Here is a 21,960-nt window from a genome sequence, read left to right as displayed (position 1 = left end):
ACCAGCTCTCGATGCCGTCGAGCAGCGCGTATGTGCTGGCCGGCGAGCTCGGGCGTGCGGCCGGAGATCATGCCGCGGCCTTCGCCCGCTACGAGGAGATCATGCATCCCTACGTCGCGACTGCCCACACGCTGGCTCCCGGTGGTGTGGACGGCTTCCTTCCGCGCGGTCGATTCATGCTCCGGATGCGGGTGTTCACCGCTCGGCTCATGCACCACTGGCCGATGCGACAGATCGTCGCGCGGATGCTCGACAAGTCCGAGGCGATCGAGCTCGCGGACTACGCCTCGACCTCGGTCACTGTCGCCTGATCGCGGTCTCGTCGCCGTCGATCGGCTCCGCGCGCAGCGGTCCGAGGCGGTCGACGTCCGGAAGGGGCGGCCCTGATCTCGGGGGCCGCGCCGCAGTATCAGCCCCGCCGACGCGGCTGCTGCGTTCGGTGAGCGCGACGAGGGCCAGGTGGCGATCGGCGGTCCAGCACACGAGCCGTCCGCGCTGGTCCTTGGTGCGGGACAGGATGTCTGCGTCGGCCAGCAGTGTGAGGGCTCGATGGGCGGCCGTGGTCGAGACGCCGTGGCGCTCGGCGACCGAATCGAGCGTCAGGACCGGCTCGGCCGCAAGGTGCTCCAGGATGCGGAGGGCCACGGAGTCGCGTCTCGGCACGGCAGGCGCGAGGCCTTGCGCGCGGCGGTAGGTGATGAAGTCGGCCTTGATCTGTGCGTCCAGCGAGGCGATGTCATCCGCGAGGCGCACCGCGTTGGTGGCGGCGATCTCAGTCGCCCTCGCGAAGCCGAGCACCCATTCGTCGAGGCGCGGAGGGTCCGCTCGGAAGGCCGAGAGGCCGGCGATGTATGAATCCGTATCGCCGGCGAAGACGGTACTGATCGGGATCAGTGCATGGCGCACGGCATCCGCACGTCGCAGTACCGTGTGGATGAGCGCCCGCCCGGTGCGCCCGTTGCCGTCGATGAAAGGGTGGATCGTCTCGAACTGGGCATGGGCGATGGCGGCACGGACCACGGCATTTCCTGAGGTCTCGGTGAGGAATCCGGCAAGGTCGGACACCAGTCGTTCCACCTCGGACTCGGGCGGGGGGATGAACTCGGCGCGCAGGGGGCTCCACCCGGCTCCCCCGACCCAGTTCTGCTCCGTCCGGAGCCCGCGCTCGAGGGAAGGCTCGATCACGTGTTGCAGATCCTCGATGTCGGAGACGCTGATGACGTGACGGTGATCTGCGAGCGTGTCGATCGCGTCTTCGGTTGCGCGGACGTTGGCGATCACGTCGAGCGCGACGCGGGGACCGTGATGGAGGAGCTCGGCCACCGCGAGGCGCTTGGGTGTGATGCGGTTGCCTTCGATCCATGATGACGAGATGCTCTCCGACCGGATGAGCAGGTGGTTCAGATAGGAGGATCGGGAGCCGATGCGCTCGTCGGCACGCGCGAGTACGGTGAGGGCGTCTTCCGCAGCGGCCTGGGCGTCGGGGCCGATCGGAGGGAGTGCAGACCCGAGTTCATCGGGGATGTAGGCGCGGTAGCGTCCGGCCGCGCGGTCGCGTCGGCTCAGCTGACCGTACCCGGTCGGGTTCCACAAGCGTTCGACGAAACGTGCCATGGTCGCCTCCTAACGTGGGCGACCGTGTCGCTTGATTAACTTTAGCGCATCTAAAGTTAATCAAGTCCGGAGTTCGGCGATCTTCGCCTCGATCGGCGCCCAGCCGCTGTCGAGCAGCCGGAATCCTGCGTCCAGGGTGCCGAGGGGGTCGTCGCTGTCGTTGACGAGCAGCTGCATCTGCAGCACGAACCGGGCGTAGACACGGATCTCGGCGATCGGGTCGGCGAGACCGAGTTCTTCGGCGATGGCGTCGGCGAGCGCGTCTTCGTGCCGGAGCCACATCTTCGCCGCGTAATCGCGCAGTGCCGGCGTCTCGTTGAGGAAGCGCAGGAACACACGGGTGACGTCGTTGCCGTGCTCGTCGACGTTCGCGCGGAGCTCGGCCGTATAGAAGTCGTGGATCGCACGGTTGATCGTGGTGCCCGTCGGCCGGTCTCGGACGGTGGAGACGAGGCGGTCGCGCTGCTCGTCGTCCTCGTCGAAGACGAGGGCTTCCTTCTGCGGGAAGTGCGCGAAGACGGTGGTGGGGGAGACGTCGGCGGCGTCGGCGACCTCGCGGATGCTCACGTTGTCGAAGCCGCGCTCGAGGAACATCATCGTCGCGACGTCGGAGATCGCCTTGCGGGTCGCGGCCTTCTTCCGTTCGCGGCGCCCGAGGGGCTCTGGGGTCGTCATGTCCTCACCTTATCGTGAACCGACCACAAAACTGGCTTGACACCAAAACTGGTATCGCTACACTTTCGGTATGACTTCACCTAACCCCCTCACGCGTCGGGAACAGAACCGCGCGTGGATCATGCTCATCGTGCTGACGATGCTGACTGTCATCGGGATGACGGTCGTCCTCCCCGTCCTGCCTTTCGTGGTGCTGCAGTACGTCTCGCACGAGAGTGACCTCGCCATCTGGGTGGGCGTGCTCGAGGCGGTCAACGGGCTCTGCGCCTTCCTGGCCGCACCGTTCCTCGGCCGCCTCTCCGACCGGTTCGGCCGTCGACCCGTCATCATCGTCGCCGCCTTCGGGGCCGCGTTCTCGATGGCGCTGTTCGGCATCGGCGGCGCGATCTGGGTCCTCGTCCTCGCCCGCGTCATCCAGGGATTGACGGCCGGCGACCTGCCGGCCCTCTTCGCCTACCTGGCCGACATCACCCCGCCCGAGCAGCGTGCCAAGCGCTTCGGCCTGCTCGGTGCGCTGTCCGGCATCGGGACCATGATCGGCCCGGGGATCGGCGGTCTGCTCGCCGCCGTGAGCCTCCAACTCCCGGTCTTCCTCACTGCCGCGGTCGCCCTCACGATCGCGATCCTCAGTATCTTCCTGCTCCCCGAGAGCCTGAAGCCCGGCAACCGCATCGCCACGATCAAGCTCCGTGACGTGCAGCCCTTCGCGGTGTTCAAGGAGGCGTTCGGACGCAAGGAGCTGCGCGGGCTCATGATCGGCTTCGGCCTGCTCGCCCTGCCGTTCGGCTTCTTCGTGAACAACTTCAGCGTGCTGGCGCTCGACTCGATCCAGTGGGGGCCGACGCAGATCGGACTCCTGACCGCGGCGGTCGGCATCATCGACATCCTCATCCAGGGCGTGCTGCTCGGCATCCTGCTCCCGCGCATCGGGGAGCGCGGTGTGATCGTGAGCGGCATCGTCACGCAGATGATCGGCCTCGCAGCCCTCGCCATCGTGGCGTCGATCTTCGCCCAGCCGTGGGTGTTCATCGTCGGCGCCCTCATGCTCGCCGCCGGCCAGGGTGCTTCGCAGGCTGCGATGGACGGCGCCATGTCGAACGCCGTCGGCGACGACGAACAGGGCTGGCTCGGCGGGGCGACGCAGTCGCTGAACGCGGCCATGGGCACGGCGGCCCCGCTCATCGCGGGCGCGCTCTACGCACTGGTCAGCCCCGCCGCCCCGTACTGGCTGGGCGTCGCGATCATGATCGTCGCCGTGGTCGTGGTCAGCCGCGCTCACATCGCGAACACCGCCAAGCGCCCTGGCGGTGCGGGCGCGGATGCCCCGCGGGAGCCCGTCGCGTCGCGTGAGCCGTCGGCTGGTGTATTGACAGATTGATACACCACGGGCAGACTCTGTATCACCTGAGTGATACACGGAGGCAGAATCATGGCGGGGATCGCGCTTGTCGGATACATCGTTTGCGTCGCGGCGGTGGTCGCCGTCGTGTGGTTGGTCGTCCGTGGCCGTCCACGGCGAATCGAGCCGCTGGCGGCATCCGTCCAGTCGCTTCTCGACGCGGCCAGGCGGCGGGCGGTGATCGCCGTCGTCTTCTCCGGCGCCGTGATCGTCGCCCTCTTCCTGGCCGGGTCCTTCCTGCAGTCGTTGGTGGGACTTCCGATCGCTCTCGCCCCTGCCCTGGGCGGCTCTGCGGGCTTGCTTCTCTACTCCGCCACCCCGCCTCGTGCGGTCGTGGTCGCCTCCGGCGCCGCACGCGAGGCGTCCCTGACACCGCGGACGCCGTTGTCGTTCGTGCCCCCGCTGGGAGCGGGCCTGCTCGCGGCGGCCGTGATCCTCCAGGTCGCGTTCCTCATCTTCACGGGGGTGACGTCGAGTCCGGACGGATCGGGCCGCTACCGGACCATCGCCTTCCAGACCGCGGACTCCGCCAGCGCCAGCAGCCCCTACCCCGGTTGGTTCTATGGTGTTCCTCTTCTCGTGGCGACGGTGGTCCTCGTGGCAGCCACGTTCCTCGCGCTCTGGCGCGTCAGCTCCACACCCGCACTGCCCCAGCGCGAGCGCGCCGACGTGGATGCCGGCTGGCGGCGGGCGACCAATCGGATCATCCTCGCCGTCGGCGGCGCGATGCTCCTGCTCCAGTTCGGCGGTACCGCCCTCCAATCGGGGTCGGCGATGCACAACACCTATTTCGAAGGCGTCCCCCCGATCTGGGACGTGCTCGGTCAGACGCTCGCGGGAGCGGGACTCGTCCTGATGATCGGCAGCATCGTCGTCCTCACGCTCGCCACGCTCTGGGCCTTCACGCTCCCGGACGCGGCGCTCGCGGCCGGAGCACCGGCCGGTCCGCGGAACGCCGAGACCGCGCCTGCGGGGCTGCCTCGATGATCACCTTCGATCCACAGAGCAGCGTCGTCCCCTTCGAGCAGATCCGCGGGCAGATCACCGACCTGATCCGCTCCGGGGACCTCGCCGACGGCCAGAGACTGCCCTCCATACGCCAACTCGCCGCCGATCTGCGCGTCGCGGCCGGGACGGTGGCGAAGGCCTACGCGACCCTCGAATCCGAAGGTCTCATCGAAACCAGCAGAACTCGAGGAACCCGAGTCGCGCCGGGGAAAGCACATCCTCCAGAGGTTCAGCGTGCGGCGAAGCGCTACGTGAGCACCATCGGCGATCTCGACCTCGACCAGGCCCTCAGCGCCGTCCGGACCGCCTGGCTCGCACTGCACCCCCAGACGCCCGCGGCGCACTGAGCCGATCCGGGGCCTTCGGGCGTCGCGTGGTTTCGTCAGCGGACATCCGCCGGGTGCGCGACCGGGCGCGGGAGTTCCCGCAGCCGCACGATCGATGCGAGCAGCTCTTCGGGGGAGGTGCCGAGACTCCCGAGCGCCTCGGCGGCCGCCGCACTGAACCCGCGGGTGTCGATCGGCAGGCGAGCGACGTTCGTGACGAGCCCCTTCTCGTTCGTGACCCAGTTGCCGGCCGAGGCGTGCCAGGCGTGCGCGGTGAGCATGGTCGTCGTGGTCCCGCACAGCGACACGTAGGCGACGTCACCGGACTTCGCACCCTTCAGGGCGGCGTTCAGCAGGAAGTCGACCTGCCAGAGGTTCGTGAGGAACGCATCCCGCAGTGCCTCCGGGTAGGGGGTCACGCTGCGGGCGAGGCCGATCAGGATCCCCTCCGGGTCGCGCAGCGGCACACTCGTCGCGACCTCGCCGGCGTAGGCGACGTCGAGGAAGCCGAGCGGATGCCCCGGCTGGGGGTGGAAGGCGAACTCGCCCCTCGCGGCGCGAGCGCACTGCTCCGCCACCCGGTCCACGTCGCGGAGGATGAGATCGACCGGCACGCCGTCGACGATCAGCCAGGCGCCGCCGTCGACCCATGGACCCCAGCCGCCCCGTTCGGCGATCTCGACGGGCGCACCCGTCCAGCTGCTCGCCACACGCCCCAGGCCCGCGCGGTCGACGTCCGCGTCGACATAGAGACCCAGGTCGATGTCGGAGTCCGGGCGATGCGTGCCCCGGGCTCGGCTGCCTCCGAGTGTGACGGCGCGCACACCGGGCACGCCGGTGAGTTCGTCGGCCATGGAGCGGAGGCGGTCTTCATCGAGCACGACACCGATCGTACTCACGTCGTGCCCGCCGGGTGCGGGGCGGGTGATATCCGGAAATCCGCATCGCGTTGTGTTATCCGGAAAACGTAATAGTCAGTCCCTTCCACCGCCGCGGACGAGCTCGAGTCCGGCCCCGGCGAACTGCCGCAGGGTGGCATCCGGCAGGAACGCCCGCGTGAGCGCGCCGCCGATGCGGGTGAGATCGCTCTCGTCGCGGAACAGGAGGTACATGGTCTCGTAGCGCGGGTGGAACTTCTGCTTGAAACGGTGCAGTGAGCCGAAGCCGTAGACCGGCTCCAGGGCATCCGCCAGCCGGTCGCTGAGCGCGGCGATCACTCCGGCATCCGGCGGATAGTCGTGGGCGAGGGGAGCGCCGGAGAGCGACATGATCTCGGCCCCCTCCTCGGAGAACTGCTTCGCTGAGGATCCGATGAGATATTCCATCACCGGGCCGAACCCGCCGTCGCGGCGCCGCATCAGATCGAGCGTCCACCCGCGCACCGCACCGTCGCCGCCGTACACGGGCAGCCACGAGAGGAACCCGTCGATGTCGCCGTTGGGGGCGACGGCCAGCGCGAGGCGCACCTCCGGGTCCTCCGCCTCATCGAGCGTGCCGAGGGTGAAGCGCATCTCCGGCAGATCCTTGTCGCCGACCCAGGCTTCGGAGATCGCCCGCAGCTGCTGCTGCACACCCCAGGACTCGGCCTTCAGGTGCGTCATCCGGAAGGTCATGTCGTCGCGGCCGGCTCTGTTGAGTGAGGTGCGCACGGAGTTCCACCGCTTACCCGTGAACTCCAGCCCCGGCAGGTCGACGATCGTGTCGTCGGCCACGACGATGCTGCGCCAGGTCGAGGGCACGGCGGCCCGGGTGGCCTCATCGGCGCTGAAGAAGCACGGCACGAGACCTGCCTGCTCAGCGGTGCGGATGAACTCCGTCACGGCCTCGGCGCGAGAATCCGCCGGGCCGATCGGGTCGGCGAGCGCCAGCGCCACGCCGTTGCGCCGCTGGTACGCGACGATGCCGCCGGTCACCCGGGCGTAGCTGTTGCCGTCCCAGGTCGTCATCCACGACAGCGTGCCTCCGCCGTGCGTGCGCAGCTCCTTCTTCATGTCGTCCGCCGTGGGGGAGGGCTGGATGCCGAGCTTCGTCTTGCGCCTGGCCCCGAACGCCCGGCGCACCCAGATGAGGTAGACGAGCATGACCAGCCAGAGGAAACCGTTCGCCAGGGAGAGCTCGGTCTCGCCGTCCCAGCGGAAGTCGACCTGGGCCTGGCTGAAGACGGTGATGAGGGTGAGCACGAGCGCCGCGACCAGGACGTTGAAGAGGCCGAGCAGCAGTGCGAGCACCCAGGTCCAGCGGCGGCCGCGGCGCAGACCGTTCACGAGCACCAGGATCACGACGACGTCGATCGCGAGGTCGATGAAGCCACCCGATGCGGGTTCGGTCGGGCCGAACGGGCCGTCGGTGGGGAGGAGGGTCGTGATGATCTCGACCGCGCCGAGCACGAGGATGGCTATCACCGCGATCAGCCTCTGCTCGCGGACGGTCGTGTGCCGCACGCGCAGCGAGCGGTCGACCACGAGGATCAGCAGCACGGCGAGCAGGTGCTCGAGGTCGGCGATCTTGCCCCAGAACAGCATCGCGATGAACACGAAGCCGAGCAGGATCAGCCAGCCGCGCACCCGCCACGGTGGGCGGAACAGTCCGACGGCCGCGGCGATGCAGGCCATGGTTCCGCCTGATGCTCCGACGTCGAGCGCCTGCGCCTGGGTCGTGGCCCACTCCCAGGGGAACTGCGAGAGCAGGAGGAGCAGCAGCGCGGTGGCGAAGATCGCGAACAGCTGACCGATCCAGTAGTACGCGAGTGCGACCCGCGATCCGCGCCGGAACTCCAGGTACGCCATGCCCCAGAAGCCGGCGATCGTGAACACGTAGACCCACGGCTGGTTCACGAAGAACGTGCCGGTCAGCGGGGTCCACCACTTGCCGTCGACGAGGTTCGGCAGACCGTAGGCCACGGTCGAGAACAGCTTCGTGTCCTCGAACGGTGCCCAGAGCCCGTTCCAGGCGACCCCGACGATGAGGATGAGCAGCGCCATGATCAGCGTCGCCGGGATGCGGCGGACGACGGCGATGGCCGGGCGGGGCGTGGGGGAGCGCTCCTCAGTCATGCGCTCAGCGTAGCGAGGGGACTCCGTGCTGTGGCTACTCGCCGCGCAGCACCCGGCGGAGCTCCGCGATCTCGTCGTTCGTCATGCCGCCGCTGCGCAGATAGCCCGAGACGTCGCCGTGGTTCGCGTCGATCCACTCCAGGGCCGCCTCGATCGCCGAGGCGGGAGACTCGGTCGCCAGCGTCTTGAGGGCGGGAGTGAGGGGGACGCCGAGGGAGGTGATGAGTCCGGTGAGCGCCTCGGCGAAACCGAGAGCCAGGTTCTTCTCCGTCTGCGTGTAGTCCTCGACGATCACCTCGCGCGGCACACCGGCGACCGACAGCAGGATCGCCGCGGCGAGTCCGGTGCGATCCTTGCCCGCCGTGCAGTGGAACAGCACTCCGGGACGTTCGGTGCGAGAGGCGGTGAGCACGGTGCGCGCGACGGTCGCGAACTGCGCGGCGCTCGCCTCCAGGATGGCCTCGTACAGTCCCTCCAGCGTCGGCACCTGCTTCAGCACGTCGGCGACCTGGGTGACCGACAGGCTCGCGCCGCCCGCCGCGGGAAGCAGCTGCTTCACCATCTCGTCCATGGCGCCGCCCTGCATCGGCAGGGGCAGCAGGGTGACGGTGCCGTCTTCGGGAAGCCGGTCCGCCGCGCGGGAGCGCTCGCCGTCGGTGCGCAGGTCGATCACGGTCCCGATGCGGAGGTCGACGAGTTCCTGCAGCCCCTCGTCGGTGAGCCCTGCGAGGGCGTCGGAGCGGAAGAGGAGACCGGAGGCGAGCGTTCCGCCGCCGGTGAGCGGGAGCCCGGTGAGCTCTCGAGCGTTGTGCGTCCCCTGCAGAATCGACGTCAGTTCCATGGTCGTCCGGGCCCTCTCCCTGATTTTGGTCTCAGCGTATCGGGAGTGCACATCCGGCGTTCTCACCGTTTCGGGGTGGGCGTGGACGTTTCGTCCTGTGCTGCACATATACAGGTATGGACCGAATCGAGGAGAACGAGATGCGCGGCATCGGGGATGACGATCTGGACCGCGCGCTGCAGGTCGCGGGCGAGCTGATCGCGCCGCGAACGCCGGAGCTGGAATGGGAGCTGGCGAGGCTCTCGGTCGCGACGAGAACGCGTGGTCGGCGAACTCGCTCCCATCGGGTCGGAGCGATCGCGGCCGCCGGTGGTGTCGCCCTCCTGTTGGCGGGCGGCGCAGCGGCCGCGGCCACAGGCCTCTGGCGGCCGTGGGCGGAGACGCCGGACGGGACGTTCACCTATGTGCTGCCCAGCGGGATCGAATGCGAGGAGCGGGTGGGCGAGATCACGGCAGAGAATCCCGAGGTGCGCGCGGCGATCCAGAGCATCTTCCGGGACACCGACGTCGTCGCGGCGGCCGATCCCGCGCAGTGGGAGCGTCGGCTGGAAGCGCAGCCCGACGTCACCGAGACCGCCCGCTCGTGGATCGAATCGGGCCGCTCCACCCTCCCCACAGTCGACGACGTCATCGCGCAGATGGCCATGTCGCGCGCGGTGAATGACGTCGTCATCACCGAACTCGAGGAGCGCGGGTTCGACCCCGAGCGGCCGGACAACATGATCGCCTCGAGCGGGCAGGCGATCTGCACGGAGGAGGGCCGGTGAACCCGGTGTCGGGAGGGGGCGCCCGAGCCCGTGCCCTCGATTGCATCTCGGCATGCTCGCCGGATCTGCTGGCGTATTTCGAACGGAGAACGGCGAGCGCTGACGCCGCCGATCTCCTGTCCGAGACGATGCTCACGGCATGGCGGCGTATCGACGACCTGCCGAAGGACGACATCGAGGCGCGGATGTGGCTGTTCGGGGTCGCGAGGCGGATCCTCGCGAACGCCGAACGGGCATCCGTGCGGCGGTGGAAGCTCGCGGAGCGACTGCGGGGCCACCTGGCCACCCATCCGCACACGCACGACGATGCCCAGGCGATCGATGTGCGTGATGCGGTCCGCCGGCTCCCGGACGATCTGAGGGATCTGATCGGGCTCGTGCATTGGGAAGGCTTCACGCTCGAGGAGGCGGCGCGCATCATCGATATCCCCGCGTCCACGGCGAGGGGGCGGTATCGGAATGCTCGGCGCCGGCTCGCTGACATGCTGCTGTCGCCCGAGGCTGCCGGCTCAAGCGCCTCGGTCTCCGAGGGCGCCTGAGCCGGCGTGCCGTGTCAGCCGTTGACGGCCTTCTCGATCGCCTGCTCGAGGTCGTCCCACTCCTGCAGCTCGACCTTTCGGCCGTCGACGAAGAACGACGGGGTGCTGCTCACCTCGAGCTTCTCGCCGTCGCTCTTGTCGGCCTGCACGCGTTCCGCGGTGGCGGGGTCGGCGATCGCGGCGTCGTAGGCAGCCATGTCGAGGCCCAGGTCCTCGGCGAAGCCACGGAACACCTCTGGTGTCTCCTCGGGCTGCTCGCCCCACTGCGCCTGGGTCTCGAACAGCCGGTGGTACATGTCCTCGAATCGATCCTGCTGCGCCGCCGCCTCGGCGGCGAGGGCGGCCTGGGTGGAGTTGATGTGCCCCGGCAGCGGGAAGTAGCGGACGACGTAGGTGATCTCGCCGTCGAACTTCTCGCGCAGCTCTTCGACGATCGGGTAGAACGCCCCGCACGCCTCACACTCGAAGTCGAGGAATTCGACCACGGTGACGGCGCCCTCGCCGCCGTCGTCGAGCACGTGCGAGTCGGTGCGCACGGTCTGCCGCTCCTCGCCTTCGGGTGGTGCGGTGGTCGCCTTCTGGTTGAGGGCGAACACGATGCCGACGATCAGCAGCACGATGGCGACGGCGATGGCGATCAGGGTCGCTTTGACAGAGTTCTTCATGGGGTCTCCAGACACAGGGGTACGACGGGGAAGGATGCCGCGAGAGGCGGCTCGCTGCACGCGTCGGGGTCAGGTGCGGGAGATCGAGAGCTGTGTCAGGGAGAGGGCGGGGACGACGAGGCGCGGGCCGGCACGGCTCGGCGACGTCAGGCGGGGAGCGCGGGTGCCGAGGGGCCGGGAGCCCCGACCGCGGAGCCGGAGGAACAGCAGCACCAGTGCGACGCCGCACAGCACGGCGAGCACGCAGACGCCGATGTCGGAGGAGAGCACATCGACGGCGGATGCGCTGTCGGGGCCACCACCGGCGGCCACGGTGTCAGTCGGAGACGAGACGCCGGACGCGAGGCAGAGGGTGGCGTGCACATCGGCCGGGCCGTGGGAGCTGGACCAGGCGCCGATCACCAGCAGGAGCGCGAGGCCGACGGCGGTGATCGCGCGGGCGATCAGCGTCCGATCAGCCCGCGCTCGCAGCATCCGATCCGGCGGTGAGGGCAGCATTTCCCGCGCAGTCTAGCAACGGTGCCTCTGTCTCTCCGGGGCCGGGCCACCGCTGACACGCCTACACTGGAGGGGTGGCGAGACTACTGATCGTCGGCGGCTTCCTCGCCGCCGTGTTCTGGGTGTACAGCATCGTCGATTGCGCAGTGCAGCCGGCGACGCGGCACCGGGGTGTGTCCAAGGCCGCCTGGATCGCGATCGTGGTGCTCCTCCCCGTGATCGGTGGAATCCTCTGGTTCGTGATCGGCCGGCGCCGTGCGAACGATTCCGGTACCCGCCCCGTCATCGCGCCGGACGACGACCCTGCGTTCCTGCGCAGCATCAGCAAGACCGAGCAGGATGCCCGCATCCGCCGCCTCGAAGAGGAGCTCGCCCGTCTGGACGAGGAGACCGACGAGCCTCCCGCCTCGGACCCGCGCCCGTGACGGCGTCGCCGGCGATGGAGGCCGCGGCTTCCCTGATCGCCGACCTCGTCGCGAACGGTGTGCGCGACGTCGTGCTGTCGCCGGGCTCGCGCTCGCAGGCGCTCGCGCTCGCCGCCGTGCGCTTCGCCGATGACGGGCACGTGCGCGTCCACGTGCGCATCGATGAACGCGTCGCCGGGTTCACCGCGCTCGGGATCGCCCGGGAGACGGGTGTGCCCGCTGCCGTGATCTGCACCTCCGGCACGGCCGTCGCCAACCTGCTTCCTGCGGTGCTGGAGGCTTTCCACGCCGGTGTCCCGCTGCTGCTGCTGACCGCCGACCGTCCGCCCGAACTCCGCGGCGTCGGAGCGAATCAGGCGACGCGCCAAGAAGGTCTCTTCCACCCCTGGGTGCGTGACCAGATCGATGCCCCGGTGCCGGGGGACGGTGACTGGGCCGGGCTCGCCGAGCGTGCTGTGGCGGGCGCGATGGGCGCGCGCGAGGTCGATGGCGCGCTGCCCGGCGTCGCGGGCCCCGTGCACCTCAACCTCCCCGCCAGGGAACCGCTCTCGGGCGACCTCACCGCGATCACGGCAGCCCCGGGCGACGCGCCCCGTCCGCTCGCGGAGGAGCCGTTCGCACTCGAGCGCGGTCCGCGCACCGTCGTGATCGCGGGCGCCGATGCGGGAGCGGATGCCGAGGAGGTCGCCCACGCAGGAGGCTGGCCCCTGATCGCCGAGATCGTGAGCGGTGCGCGCTTCGGGCGACAGGTCGTGCACGGCTACCGTCGGCCGCTGTCGCGCGACGAGCTCGGCGGGCGCATCGAACGGGTCGTCGTGCTCGGCCACCCGACGCTCAGCCGTGAGGTGGCAGCACTCCTCGCCCGTGCGGATGTCGACGTGATCGCGGTGCGCGGGGGCGGGGAGGATCTGAACCTCAACCACCGCACCCGTGCCGTCGGCGCCGTATCCGTCGCCCCCGGCCCCGCCGATCGCGCCTGGCTCGGCGACTGGCTCCAGGCCTCGGCTGCCGAGGTCGTCGACCTGAGCGAGGACGCCCCCGACCCCGACGGGTTGGCCTCCACCGACTTCGCCGCCCGCAGAGAAGCCGTCAAAGCCGAGCTCGACGCCGTCCGCCGCCCGCTCGACCGTGCACTCCTGGTCGACGCCGTGTGGCGGGCCACCTGGCCGCACGACCGGCTGGTGTTCGGCTCTTCGCGGCTGGTGCGCGTCGCCGATCAGGTGCTCGGCGGCAAGAAGGTGCCCGTGCACGCCAACCGCGGACTCGCCGGGATCGACGGCACCATCGCGACGGCGACCGGCATCGCACTCGCCAGTCAGGCGGCCGGAGCCCCCGGTGTGACGAGGGTGCTGCTGGGTGATCTCGCCTTCCTGCACGACGTCGGTGCGCTGCTGCTGCCTCCGGACGAGACCGAGCCTCGGCTCCAGGTCATCATCGGCAACGACGGCGGCGGCACCATCTTCGATTCCCTGGAGGTCGCAGGGTCCGCGTCGCCGGCCGACCTCGATCGCGCTTTCTACACCCCGCACACCGTGCGCCTGGAGCACCTCGCGTCGGCCTACGGCTGGGAGTACCAGAGGGTCACGACCCGCACGGCGCTCGACCAGGCGCTGACCACTCCGCGCGGCGGCCGTCAGATCATCGAGGTGCCGCTGCCGCGTTGACTGGCAGGATGTGCGTATGGACGCGCACCGCTGGACGCAGACGCTACGAGTGGGCGAGGGATTCCGCCTCGCCGATCTCGACCCCGACACCAAGCCCGGATACGTCGGCGGCAAGTCGCACGGCGCCCGAGAACTCGCGGCGGGGCTCGAGAAGCTGAACGATCTGCAGGAGAGGTTGTTCGCCGAGAGCCGGGTCGGGGTGGCGAAGGATGCCGTACTGCTGGTGCTGCAGGCGATGGACTCGGCCGGCAAGGGCGGGATCGTGCGGCACGTGGTCGGCGGGGTCGATCCCCAGGGCGTCGCGCTCGCCGCGTTCAAGGCGCCGACACCCGAGGAGCGCAGCCACGACTTCCTGTGGCGTATCGAGAAGCGTCTGCCGGAGCCGGGCTTCATCGGGGTGTTCGACCGCTCCCACTACGAAGACGTCCTGATCGGCAAGGTGCGCGAGCTGGCGGACGCCGCGGAGATCGAGCGCCGGTACGACGCGATCAACGAGTTCGAGGCCCGCGTCGCGGCATCCGGCACCCGCATCATCAAAGTCATGCTGCACATCTCGCCCGAGGAGCAGAAGGAGCGGCTCATGGAGCGGCTCGAACGCCCGGACAAGTACTGGAAGTACAACCCCGGCGATGTGGACGAGCGGATGCTGTGGCCGCAGTACATGCAGGCGTACCAGACCGTGTTCGACCGCACCTCCACCGAGGCGGCCCCGTGGCACGTGATCCCGGCGAATGCCAAGTGGTACGCCCGCCTCGCGGTGCAGGAGCTGCTGCTCGCAGCCCTGGAGGACATCGACCCGCAGTGGCCGGTCGCCGACTTCGACGTCGAGGCCGAGAAGAAGCGCCTCGCCGCGAGCTGAGCGCGCTCAGGCCAGCGCGTCGACCAGCGGCCGGAACTTCACCCGCGTCTCGAGCAGTTCGCTCTCGGGGTCCGAGCCCGCGACGATCCCGGCGCCGGCGTATGCCGTCACCGCGATCTCCCCGGATCCTGCCGTGAACTGTGCGCAGCGCAGGGCGATAGCCCATTCGCCGTTGCCCGCGGCGTCCACCCAGCCGACCGGGCCGGCGTAACGGCCGCGGTCGAAGGGCTCGAGCTCGCGGATGGCGGCGATGGCCGCGGGCGTCGGGGTGCCGGCGACGGCGGCGGTCGGATGCAGCACCTGCACCAGGTCGAGCGCCGATTCGCCGTCGGCGAGCTCGCCCTCGACGTCTGTCGCGAGATGGAAGAGGTTCGGCAGCTTCAGAAGGAAGGGCTGCTCGCTCGCGGCCAACGCCCGGGTGTGCGTCCGGAGCGAGGCGAGCACGCTCTGCACGGCGTACTGGTGCTCGTCGAGATCCTTCGTGCTCGAGGCGAGGTGGGAGGATGCCGCGGTGTCGGCGTCCGCATCCGCTCCCCGGCCGATGGTACCGGCGAGCACACGAGCGGTCACGGTGCCGTCGTGCACCGTGACGAGGGTCTCCGGGCTCGCGCCGATCAGCCCGTCCACGGCGAAGGCCCAGGTGTCGGGGTAGCCGGTCGACAGGGCACGCACGAGACGGCGCAGGTCCGACCCGGCCGGGATGCTGCCGGTGAGGTCGCGCGCGAGCACGACCTTGCTCAGCTCGCCGTCGGCGATGCGGGTGAGCGCGCGGCGCACCGAGTCCTGGTAGCCCTGCGGGCTCTGGGCGCCCGGTCCGACGGTGCCGGCCCAGTGCGGACCGTACGGCTGGGTCGCGAACGGCTCCTCGGAGACGGGCGATGCGGCGAGGCGGATGCGGGTCTCCCAGAAGCGATCGCCGTGGCGCCCGAGCACCTGACTCGGCACGACGAGCACGCTGTCGGCCGCCGACTCCTCGTCGAAGGCGAACGCGCCGAAAGCCACCAGCCCGCTGCCGGGCAGGTCCACGGGGTCGGAGATCTCGGCCTGTGCCACCATGCCTCGCCAGGCGTTCGCGAGCGCCGCAGTGCGCGACAGTCCGGCCGCCGACGGCTGACGGACCTCGGCCAGCGGTTCGCCGACCGCGACGATGCCGTCTCCGCGCCGCAGCCAGGCGAGCGGGCGGGCGGGATCCGCGTAGGCGAGGAGGTCTTCGACCGGGTCGATCTCTCGGGTCTCCACGATCAGGTGGGTGGTGTGCACGCATCCAGCCTATGCCGCTCTCACGGCACGGATCTGCGCCGACGTAGGGTGAACGGATGAGCGCTGCACGCCCCGCACCCGGCACCGAGATGGTCTTCCAGTGGCGCAAGTGGGACGGGTCGCCGCACTGGCGGCACGAGTGCGTGTATCTCGGCGCCGACGAATGGGGCGACTGGATCGGGCAGCCGGTGGGTTGGCACAGCTTCCGGCCCGGGGCCGAGTTCCATGCGGGCGGACCCAACGTCACGCTCGTTCCGGCGAGCGGCGACCACGCCGTGACGGTGAACCGTCGCCACCGCCGCGGCATGCGGATCTACATCGACCTGGGGTGGGACATCCACTGGTCCGACGACCCGCTCCTCGCGACCGGCATCGACATGGACCTCGATGTCGTGCGCGTGGCCGGGGCCCGGGGCACCTGGGTCGACGACCGCGACGAGTGGGCCGAGCACAGCGTCCGCTACGGCTATCCCGTCGACGTCATGGAGCATCTCGAGACGCTCGCGCTCGACCTGGAGGATCGGGTGCGCGCGCAGGTCGTACCGTTCGACGATGCCACCGCCGATCCGTGGCTCGACCGCCTCGAAGCCCTGGGCCTCGCGCCTAGACTGAACGCGTGACTTCGAACGAGAAGAACCGCGCCGACCTCGGCAAGGACCCCGCCCGCGTCAGCGGCATGTTCGACCAGGTCGCCGCCGGGTACGACCGCACCAACACGGCCATGACCTTCGGCAACGACGTGCTGTGGCGCGCGGCGACCACCCGTGCGGTCGCCCCGAAGCCGGGGGAGCGGATCCTCGACCTCGGGGCAGGTACCGCGTCGTCGTCGGCGTCGCTCGCCCGCAGCGGCGCCGAGGTGGTCGCGGCCGACTTCTCACCGGGGATGCTCGAAGAAGGCCGGCGTCGCCACGGTGCGACGCGCAACCTCTCGTTCGTGCAGGCGGATGCCACGGCGCTGCCGTTCGCGGATGCCGAGTTCGACGCGGTCACGATGTCGTACGCGCTGCGCAACGTCAACGATCCGAAGAAGGCGCTGCGCGAGCTGTATCGGGTGACCAAGCCCGGCGGCCGGCTCGTGATCAACGAGTTCTCCACGCCTCCGGGGAAGCTGTTCCGCGGCGCATACCGGTTCTACAACGCGCAGGTGCTGCCCCGTGTCGCCCGGGTGGCAGGCACGAACGGCGACGCGTATGACTACCTGAACGAGTCGATCCGCGAGTGGCCCGACCAGAAGAAGCTGTCGGCCTGGATCCGCGAGGCGGGGTGGGGCGACGTGGCCTATCGCAACCTCACGTTCGGCATCGTGGCCCTGCACCGAGCGCGCAAGCCCGCGTGAGCGCCGCGCACGCAACTGCGGCATCCCGGCGCAGGTAGGCTGGGACCGTGACTTCGAGCCCCATCGCCCCGGGTTCACGGCTGGCCAGCCGTCTGGGGTTCAGCGACCGCGTGTTCATCGGCCCTGCCGCACGCAAGGTCGCGCGCGCGATCGAAGACGGCCTCGAGCTCGTCGAGACCGGCCTCGCCCAAGACGTCCGGGTCGCCGACCCGCTGGCCGATGCGGCCAGCCGCTATCTGTACGAGGCGGGCGGCAAGCGCATCCGTCCCGTGCTCACGCTGCTCGCCGCCCAACTCGGCGACGGCAACACCTCCGAGGTGATCGATGTCGCCAAGGCGCTGGAGATCACCCACCTGGGCTCGCTGTATCACGACGACGTCATGGACGGCGCCGACCGCCGTCGTGGCGTGCCGGCGGCGCATGCCGTGTGGGGCAACAACATCGCCATCCTCACCGGCGACATCCTCTTCTCCCGCGCCAGCCAGCTGATGTCCCGGCTCGGTGAGCGCGCCATCCGGCTCCAGGCCGACACGTTCGAGCGCCTGGTCCTCGGTCAGATGCACGAGACCCTCGGGCCGCAGCAGGACGACGACCCGATCGCGTTCTACATCCAGGTGCTCGCCGACAAGACCGGCTCTCTCATCGCCGCCGCCACGCAGGGCGGTGTGATCTTCTCCAACGCGCCGAGCGAGTACGAGGAGCCGCTGCGCGTGTACGGCGAGAAGATCGGCGTCGCGTTCCAGCTGCTCGACGATGTGATCGACCTGTCGGCCAAGCCCGAAGAGACCGGGAAGGTGCCGGGTACCGATCTCCGCGCCGGCGTCCCGACCATGCCGTACCTGCTGCTGAAGGCCGAGCCCGATGACGCCGCCGTCGACCTCGCGGCGCGCATCGATGACGGGGTGGCCCTCATCGCCGATGGCGCCGACCCCGCGATCCTCGACGGCCCGCTCGACGAGCTGCGCGATCACCGGGTGACGCAGAAGACCCTCGAACTCGCGCACGCGTGGACGCGGGATGCCGTCGACGCGCTCGCACCGCTGCCGCGTGGCACCGTGCGCGAGGCGCTGACCCGATTCGCAGAGACCCTCGCCGAACGCTCCAGCTGATCGCGCGCGACCGTCGGGTCGCGCGCCGGTTGCGTCGGCATACGAAAGGACCTCCCATGACCAAGCTCAGACTGGCCATCGTCGGTGCGGGCCCCGCCGGCATCTATGCCGCGGACATCCTGCTGAAGGCCGAGCGCAAGTTCGACGTCTCGATCGACCTCTTCGAACAGCTCCCTGCTCCGTACGGACTCGTGCGCTACGGCGTCGCCCCCGATCACCCTCGTATCAAGGGGATCGTCAACGCGCTGCGAGACGTGCTCGACCGCGGGGACATCCGCCTGTTCGGCAACGTGCGCTTCGGTGAGGACATCACCCTCGACGACCTGAAGAAGCACTACAACGCCGTCGTCTTCGCGACCGGCGCGATCCGCGATACCTCGATGGACATCCCGGGGATCGATGCGGTCGCCTCCTACGGTGCCGCCGACTACGTCAGCTGGTTCGACGGACACCCGGACGTGCCGCGCGAGTGGCCGCTGGATGCCGCATCCGTCGGTGTGCTCGGCAACGGCAACGTGGCGCTCGACGTCGCGCGCATGCTCGCGAAGCACGCCGAGGATCTGCTCGTCACCGAGGTGCCGGCCAATGTCTACGAGGGCCTCAAGGCCAGCGAGATCACCGACGTGCACGTCTTCGGTCGCCGCGGCCCGGCGCAGGTGAAGTTCACGCCGCTGGAGCTCCGCGAGCTCGGCGAGCTGCGCGACGTCGACATGGTCGTCTACGACGAGGACTTCGACTACGACGAGGCCTCGAAGGATGCGGTCGCCAGCAACAAGCAGGTCATGGTGATCGACCGCATCCTGCAGTCGTGGCGCAAGCGCGACTCGGTGAACAATGCCGGGGGCACGGCCTCGCGCCGTCTGCACCTGCATTTCTGGGCGCGCCCTGTCGAGGTGCGCAAGGACGAGAACGGCCGCGTCGCGGCACTCGTCTACGAGCGCACGCAGCCCGACGGACAGGGCGGCGCGGTGGGAACCGGGGAGCTGCGCGAGGTGCCGATCCAGGCGCTGTACCGTGCGATCGGATACTTCGGCTCGCCCCTTCCCGGTGTGCCGTTCGACAAGAAGCACGGCGTCATCCCGAACCGTGAGGGCCAGGTGCTCGCGAAGGACTCCAACGAGCGGGTCTCCGGCATCTACGCGACCGGGTGGATCAAGCGCGGCCCGGTGGGTCTGATCGGGCACACGAAGTCCGACGCCATGGAGACCGTTCGGCACATCATCAACGACCAGGGCTCCTGGTGGCACCCGGAGGACCCCTCCGAAGAGGCCGTCGTCGAGCTGCTGCGCGAGCGCGGCGTGCGCTGGACCGATCTCGAGGGGTGGCACCGTCTCGACGAGCACGAGATCTCTCTTGGTGCTCCCGAGGAGCGCGCCCGCGTCAAGGTCGTGCCGCGCGACGAGATGGTGCGCGTCTCCCGGGGCGAATAGGAGGTTCGCCTCCGCCGTCCCCGGTCTCGTCGGCTAGCCTGGCGACGACGGGGGAGGAATGCATGACCGAATGGATCCGGGATGTGCTCGGCGATGAGTTCCAGCAGCTGACCCTCGACCTCGGCACCGATGAGCAGGGTCCGGTGGTGGCCACCCTGGTGCGCGCGCTCCCGGCCGAGCCGGACCTCTGGAACCGCATCCGTGGACGGTGGCCGTTGCTCGACGGCGTCGACGTGCTCTACGTGCACGGTTGGTCGGACTACTTCTTCCAGAAACGGCTCGCGCGTTTCTGGACCTCGCGGGGTGCCCGCTTCTTCGCGCTCGATCTCCGCAAGTACGGTCGCAGCCTCCGCGACGGACAGACGCCCGGCTACGTCGCCGACCTCGCCACCTACGACGAGGACATCGGGGCGGCGCTGGAAGCGATGGGACGGGGGCAGGGCGGAATCGAGTCGTCCCGGCGTCTGGTGCTGCTCGGACACTCGACCGGCGGGCTCGTCCTGAGCCTCTGGGCGTCTCGTCATCCTGGTGCGGCGGATGCGGTGATCCTGAACAGCCCGTGGCTGGAGTTCCAGTTCGCGCCGGCGCGGGCGGCGATCGCGCCCATGGTGGAGCTGCAGGCTCGCATCCGGCCCATGGAGGCGGCGCCGCAGGTCGACCTGGGCTTCTACACCCGTGCTCAGCTGGAGGTCGCCGACCCGGATGATCCGATGGAGGTGAATCCGCTCTGGCGCCCCGCGCAGACCATGGCGGTGTACGCGGGCTGGTTGCACGCGATCCTCTCCGGGCACAAGGCCGTGGCCGCAGGACTGGGGATCACGGCTCCGGTGTGCGTGTTGCTCTCGGCGCGGTTCGTGCCCCCGACGCGGTGGTCGGAGGAGCTCACCAGCGCAGACTCCGTGCTCGTCGTCGACGACATCGCGCGCGCGGCGCTGCGGCTCGGGGCGAGTGTGACGGTGGAGCGCATCGACGGTGCGCTGCACGACGTCTTCCTCTCGCGCCACGATGCGCGCGAGGACGCCTACCGACGCCTCGAGCGTTGGGTCACGGGCTGGTGCGCGGCGATCTGATCTCGCGTCACAGGTAGTACATCGTCCGGACGAGGCGCTCCGCCTCATCGCCGTCGCCGTCGCGGACGGCGCCCGCGAAGGCGATGTACACGTCGCGCATCCGAGCGCGGTCCGTCACGGGGACCACCCAGTCGCGGAGGTTGCGGAACAGAACCATGCTCGCGTCCTCCATCAGTGTTCGGTGCTGCGCGTTCCCGCTCCGATCTCCGAGATACGAGAACACCGCCCATCGCGCGTCCGAGGTCGTCTCGGGGTGTTCGAGGGACGCGTGCATCGCGGCCACGAGGCGCACGACGTGATCGCGCTGCGCGTCGCTGATGCGCGGCACGGCCAACCGGGCGGCTATCGCCGCCTGGTACCCGGCGAACTCGAGCGACTGCGCGATCGTCTCCGACGTCACCTCGGTCACCTCCGTGTACCGGCTCGGATACATCGTCACCATCCCCAGCCGCTCCAGACGCTGAAGTGCTTCGCGAACGGGAGTTCGTGACACGTGCAGCTCTTCGGCCACGTCGACGTCGCGGATGCGTTCGCCGGCTTCGATCGTGCCCTCGATGATCTGTCTGCCGAGGTGGTGGAACACCTCTTCGGCCAGAAGCTGCTTGCTCTCGCCGACACTCGTCGATCCGATAATGCTCATGGACCTGCCCCCAGTTGCCCTTCATTTCCCGAGCATCCCCATGATTCGCCCCGGGTGGGCCACCGCATCATGAGGTCGCATCGGTTTCCAACACGATCTACGCCTGTCGACGCGTGTGGGGGCACACGGCTGTCGGCGACCTCTCCAGTCTTGGCCACTCGGGCCGGTATTCCGGTATGCGATCCTACTGCGCGGCTCCGGAAGACCGAAGTCGCGCCCGCGGGCAGACGAAAGGCCCCACTCGGTCTTTCGCCGAATGAGGCCTTTCGTCGTACAGGCGGGAGGTTCGCCTAGCGGTAGTTGATGAACTGCAGGTCGAGATCGAGGTCGGCGCCCTTCAGCAGCGCGATGACCGACTGCAGGTCGTCGCGGCTCTTCGACTGCACGCGCAGTTCGTCGCCCTGGATCTGGCTCTTGACGCCCTTGGGGCCCTCGTCGCGGATGATCTTGTTGATCTTCTTCGCGTTCTCCGAGGAGATGCCGTCCTTGAGCGTCGAGACGATGCGGAACTCCTTGCCGCTGGCGAACGGGTCGCCCGACTCGAGGCTCTTCAGCGAGATGCCGCGCTTGATGAGCTTGGACTGGAACACGTCGAGCACGGCCTTCGCCCGCTCCTCGGTGTTCGCGATGATGAGGATGCTCTCGCCGCTCCAGGCGATCGACGCACCGGTGCCCTTGAAGTCGTAGCGCTGCTCGATCTCCTTGCGGGCCTGGTTCAGGGCGTTCTCCGCCTCCTGGTGATCCACCTTCGAGACGATGTCAAATGAGCTGTCAGCCATGGT

General features: G+C 69.4%; 24 protein-coding genes. 14 read left to right on the top strand and 10 right to left on the bottom strand.

Annotated features, from left to right (window positions below):
• The first annotated feature begins 11 nt into the window (after positions 1-11).
• On the top strand, positions 12-311 hold the full coding sequence (locus OC372_RS07365) for a hypothetical protein (RefSeq protein ID WP_262001357.1): 300 nt from the start codon (positions 12-14) through the stop codon (positions 309-311).
• On the opposite strand, the gene OC372_RS07360 is transcribed toward OC372_RS07365, so the two are convergent.
• Positions 298-1,614, bottom strand: coding sequence for a Fic family protein (locus OC372_RS07360; protein ID WP_262001356.1), 1,317 nt, complete (start codon positions 1,612-1,614; stop codon positions 298-300). The genes OC372_RS07365 and OC372_RS07360 overlap by 14 nt on opposite strands.
• A gap of 60 nt (positions 1,615-1,674) precedes the next feature.
• On the bottom strand, positions 1,675-2,289 hold the full coding sequence (locus tag OC372_RS07355; protein WP_105710463.1) for a TetR/AcrR family transcriptional regulator: 615 nt from the start codon (positions 2,287-2,289) through the stop codon (positions 1,675-1,677).
• Between the two features lie 70 nt (positions 2,290-2,359).
• On the opposite strand from OC372_RS07355, the gene tet(42) reads away from it, so the two are divergent.
• From tet(42) to OC372_RS07340, 3 genes are read left to right on the top strand one after another with little or no spacing between them, the layout of a single operon-like run.
• On the top strand, positions 2,360-3,667 hold the full coding sequence (gene tet(42), locus OC372_RS07350; RefSeq protein ID WP_262001355.1) for a tetracycline efflux MFS transporter Tet(42): 1,308 nt from the start codon (positions 2,360-2,362) through the stop codon (positions 3,665-3,667).
• A gap of 51 nt (positions 3,668-3,718) precedes the next feature.
• Positions 3,719-4,675 carry a hypothetical protein gene (locus OC372_RS07345; RefSeq protein ID WP_262001354.1) on the top strand — a complete coding sequence of 319 codons (957 nt, stop codon included), beginning with the start codon at positions 3,719-3,721 and terminating at the stop codon, positions 4,673-4,675.
• Positions 4,672-5,043: a GntR family transcriptional regulator gene (locus tag OC372_RS07340; protein ID WP_105710461.1), complete on the top strand. Its 372-nt coding sequence runs from the start codon at positions 4,672-4,674 to the stop codon at positions 5,041-5,043. The genes OC372_RS07345 and OC372_RS07340 overlap by 4 nt, the downstream gene beginning before the upstream one ends.
• Positions 5,044-5,078: 35 nt before the next feature.
• On the opposite strand, the gene OC372_RS07335 is transcribed toward OC372_RS07340, so the two are convergent.
• The 3 genes from OC372_RS07335 to OC372_RS07325 form a co-directional block, all read right to left on the bottom strand.
• Positions 5,079-5,903: a nucleotidyltransferase domain-containing protein gene (locus OC372_RS07335; RefSeq protein ID WP_258134116.1), complete on the bottom strand. Its 825-nt coding sequence runs from the start codon at positions 5,901-5,903 to the stop codon at positions 5,079-5,081.
• A gap of 93 nt (positions 5,904-5,996) precedes the next feature.
• Positions 5,997-8,075 (bottom strand): bifunctional lysylphosphatidylglycerol flippase/synthetase MprF, encoded by a 2,079-nt coding sequence (locus tag OC372_RS07330; protein WP_262001353.1) that lies wholly within the window; start codon positions 8,073-8,075, stop codon positions 5,997-5,999.
• A 34-nt stretch (positions 8,076-8,109) separates the two neighbouring features.
• Complete coding sequence (locus OC372_RS07325) at positions 8,110-8,916, bottom strand: tyrosine-protein phosphatase (protein WP_262001352.1); 807 nt, start codon at positions 8,914-8,916, stop codon at positions 8,110-8,112.
• 116 nt (positions 8,917-9,032) lie between these two features.
• On the opposite strand from OC372_RS07325, the gene OC372_RS07320 reads away from it, so the two are divergent.
• Both OC372_RS07320 and OC372_RS07315 read left to right on the top strand, forming a co-directional pair.
• Positions 9,033-9,683, top strand: coding sequence for a hypothetical protein (locus tag OC372_RS07320; protein WP_262001351.1), 651 nt, complete (start codon positions 9,033-9,035; stop codon positions 9,681-9,683).
• Positions 9,680-10,222, top strand: coding sequence for an RNA polymerase sigma factor (locus OC372_RS07315; protein ID WP_262001350.1), 543 nt, complete (start codon positions 9,680-9,682; stop codon positions 10,220-10,222). The genes OC372_RS07320 and OC372_RS07315 overlap by 4 nt, the downstream gene beginning before the upstream one ends.
• Before the next feature lie 14 nt (positions 10,223-10,236).
• Here OC372_RS07315 and OC372_RS07310 read toward each other — a convergent pair whose 3' ends face one another.
• Together OC372_RS07310 and OC372_RS07305 are read right to left on the bottom strand one after the other, a co-directional pair.
• Complete coding sequence (locus tag OC372_RS07310) at positions 10,237-10,887, bottom strand: DsbA family protein (protein ID WP_262001349.1); 651 nt, start codon at positions 10,885-10,887, stop codon at positions 10,237-10,239.
• Between the two features lie 69 nt (positions 10,888-10,956).
• Positions 10,957-11,385, bottom strand: a complete 429-nt coding sequence (locus OC372_RS07305) for a hypothetical protein (RefSeq protein WP_262001348.1) — start codon at positions 11,383-11,385, stop codon at positions 10,957-10,959.
• 74 nt (positions 11,386-11,459) lie between these two features.
• Here OC372_RS07305 and OC372_RS07300 point away from each other — a divergent pair, with 74 nt between their 5' ends.
• The 3 genes from OC372_RS07300 to OC372_RS07290 are packed head-to-tail and all read left to right on the top strand — an operon-like array spanning position 11,460 to position 14,333.
• Positions 11,460-11,810 carry a PLD nuclease N-terminal domain-containing protein gene (locus tag OC372_RS07300; protein ID WP_029260899.1) on the top strand — a complete coding sequence of 117 codons (351 nt, stop codon included), beginning with the start codon at positions 11,460-11,462 and terminating at the stop codon, positions 11,808-11,810.
• A gap of 14 nt (positions 11,811-11,824) precedes the next feature.
• Positions 11,825-13,474, top strand: a complete 1,650-nt coding sequence (gene menD, locus OC372_RS07295) for a 2-succinyl-5-enolpyruvyl-6-hydroxy-3-cyclohexene-1-carboxylic-acid synthase (protein ID WP_262001576.1) — start codon at positions 11,825-11,827, stop codon at positions 13,472-13,474.
• Between the two features lie 16 nt (positions 13,475-13,490).
• Positions 13,491-14,333, top strand: a complete 843-nt coding sequence (locus OC372_RS07290) for a polyphosphate kinase 2 family protein (protein WP_262001347.1) — start codon at positions 13,491-13,493, stop codon at positions 14,331-14,333.
• 6 nt (positions 14,334-14,339) lie between these two features.
• Here OC372_RS07290 and OC372_RS07285 read toward each other — a convergent pair whose 3' ends face one another.
• Positions 14,340-15,593, bottom strand: coding sequence for an isochorismate synthase MenF (locus tag OC372_RS07285; protein ID WP_262001346.1), 1,254 nt, complete (start codon positions 15,591-15,593; stop codon positions 14,340-14,342).
• Positions 15,594-15,649: 56 nt separating this feature from the next.
• On the opposite strand from OC372_RS07285, the gene OC372_RS07280 reads away from it, so the two are divergent.
• The 5 genes from OC372_RS07280 to OC372_RS07260 all read left to right on the top strand — a co-directional run bounded on the left by OC372_RS07280 (position 15,650) and on the right by OC372_RS07260 (position 20,538).
• Positions 15,650-16,213 (top strand): hypothetical protein, encoded by a 564-nt coding sequence (locus OC372_RS07280; protein ID WP_262001345.1) that lies wholly within the window; start codon positions 15,650-15,652, stop codon positions 16,211-16,213.
• 56 nt (positions 16,214-16,269) lie between these two features.
• A complete protein-coding gene (locus OC372_RS07275; RefSeq protein ID WP_262001575.1) occupies positions 16,270-16,929 on the top strand; it encodes a class I SAM-dependent methyltransferase in 660 nt (219 codons plus the stop codon).
• Between the two features lie 47 nt (positions 16,930-16,976).
• Positions 16,977-18,038, top strand: a complete 1,062-nt coding sequence (locus OC372_RS07270; RefSeq protein WP_029260905.1) for a polyprenyl synthetase family protein — start codon at positions 16,977-16,979, stop codon at positions 18,036-18,038.
• A gap of 56 nt (positions 18,039-18,094) precedes the next feature.
• Positions 18,095-19,468 carry an FAD-dependent oxidoreductase gene (locus OC372_RS07265; RefSeq protein ID WP_262001344.1) on the top strand — a complete coding sequence of 458 codons (1,374 nt, stop codon included), beginning with the start codon at positions 18,095-18,097 and terminating at the stop codon, positions 19,466-19,468.
• Positions 19,469-19,530: 62 nt separating this feature from the next.
• Positions 19,531-20,538: an alpha/beta hydrolase gene (locus OC372_RS07260; protein WP_262001343.1), complete on the top strand. Its 1,008-nt coding sequence runs from the start codon at positions 19,531-19,533 to the stop codon at positions 20,536-20,538.
• Between the two features lie 7 nt (positions 20,539-20,545).
• Here the strand turns inward: OC372_RS07260 and OC372_RS07255 are convergent, their stop codons facing one another.
• Together OC372_RS07255 and OC372_RS07250 are read right to left on the bottom strand one after the other, a co-directional pair.
• Entirely contained in the window at positions 20,546-21,178 is a 633-nt protein-coding gene (locus OC372_RS07255) for a GntR family transcriptional regulator (protein ID WP_029260908.1), read from the bottom strand.
• Between the two features lie 290 nt (positions 21,179-21,468).
• Positions 21,469-21,957, bottom strand: a complete 489-nt coding sequence (locus OC372_RS07250) for a YajQ family cyclic di-GMP-binding protein (RefSeq protein WP_017829222.1) — start codon at positions 21,955-21,957, stop codon at positions 21,469-21,471.
• Between the last annotated feature and the right edge of the window lie 3 nt (positions 21,958-21,960).

Source organism: Microbacterium sp. Mcb102 (assembly GCF_024519805.1).
Taxonomy (GTDB): Bacteria; Actinomycetota; Actinomycetes; order Actinomycetales; family Microbacteriaceae; genus Microbacterium.
This window is presented reverse-complemented; position numbering and strand designations above follow the sequence as displayed.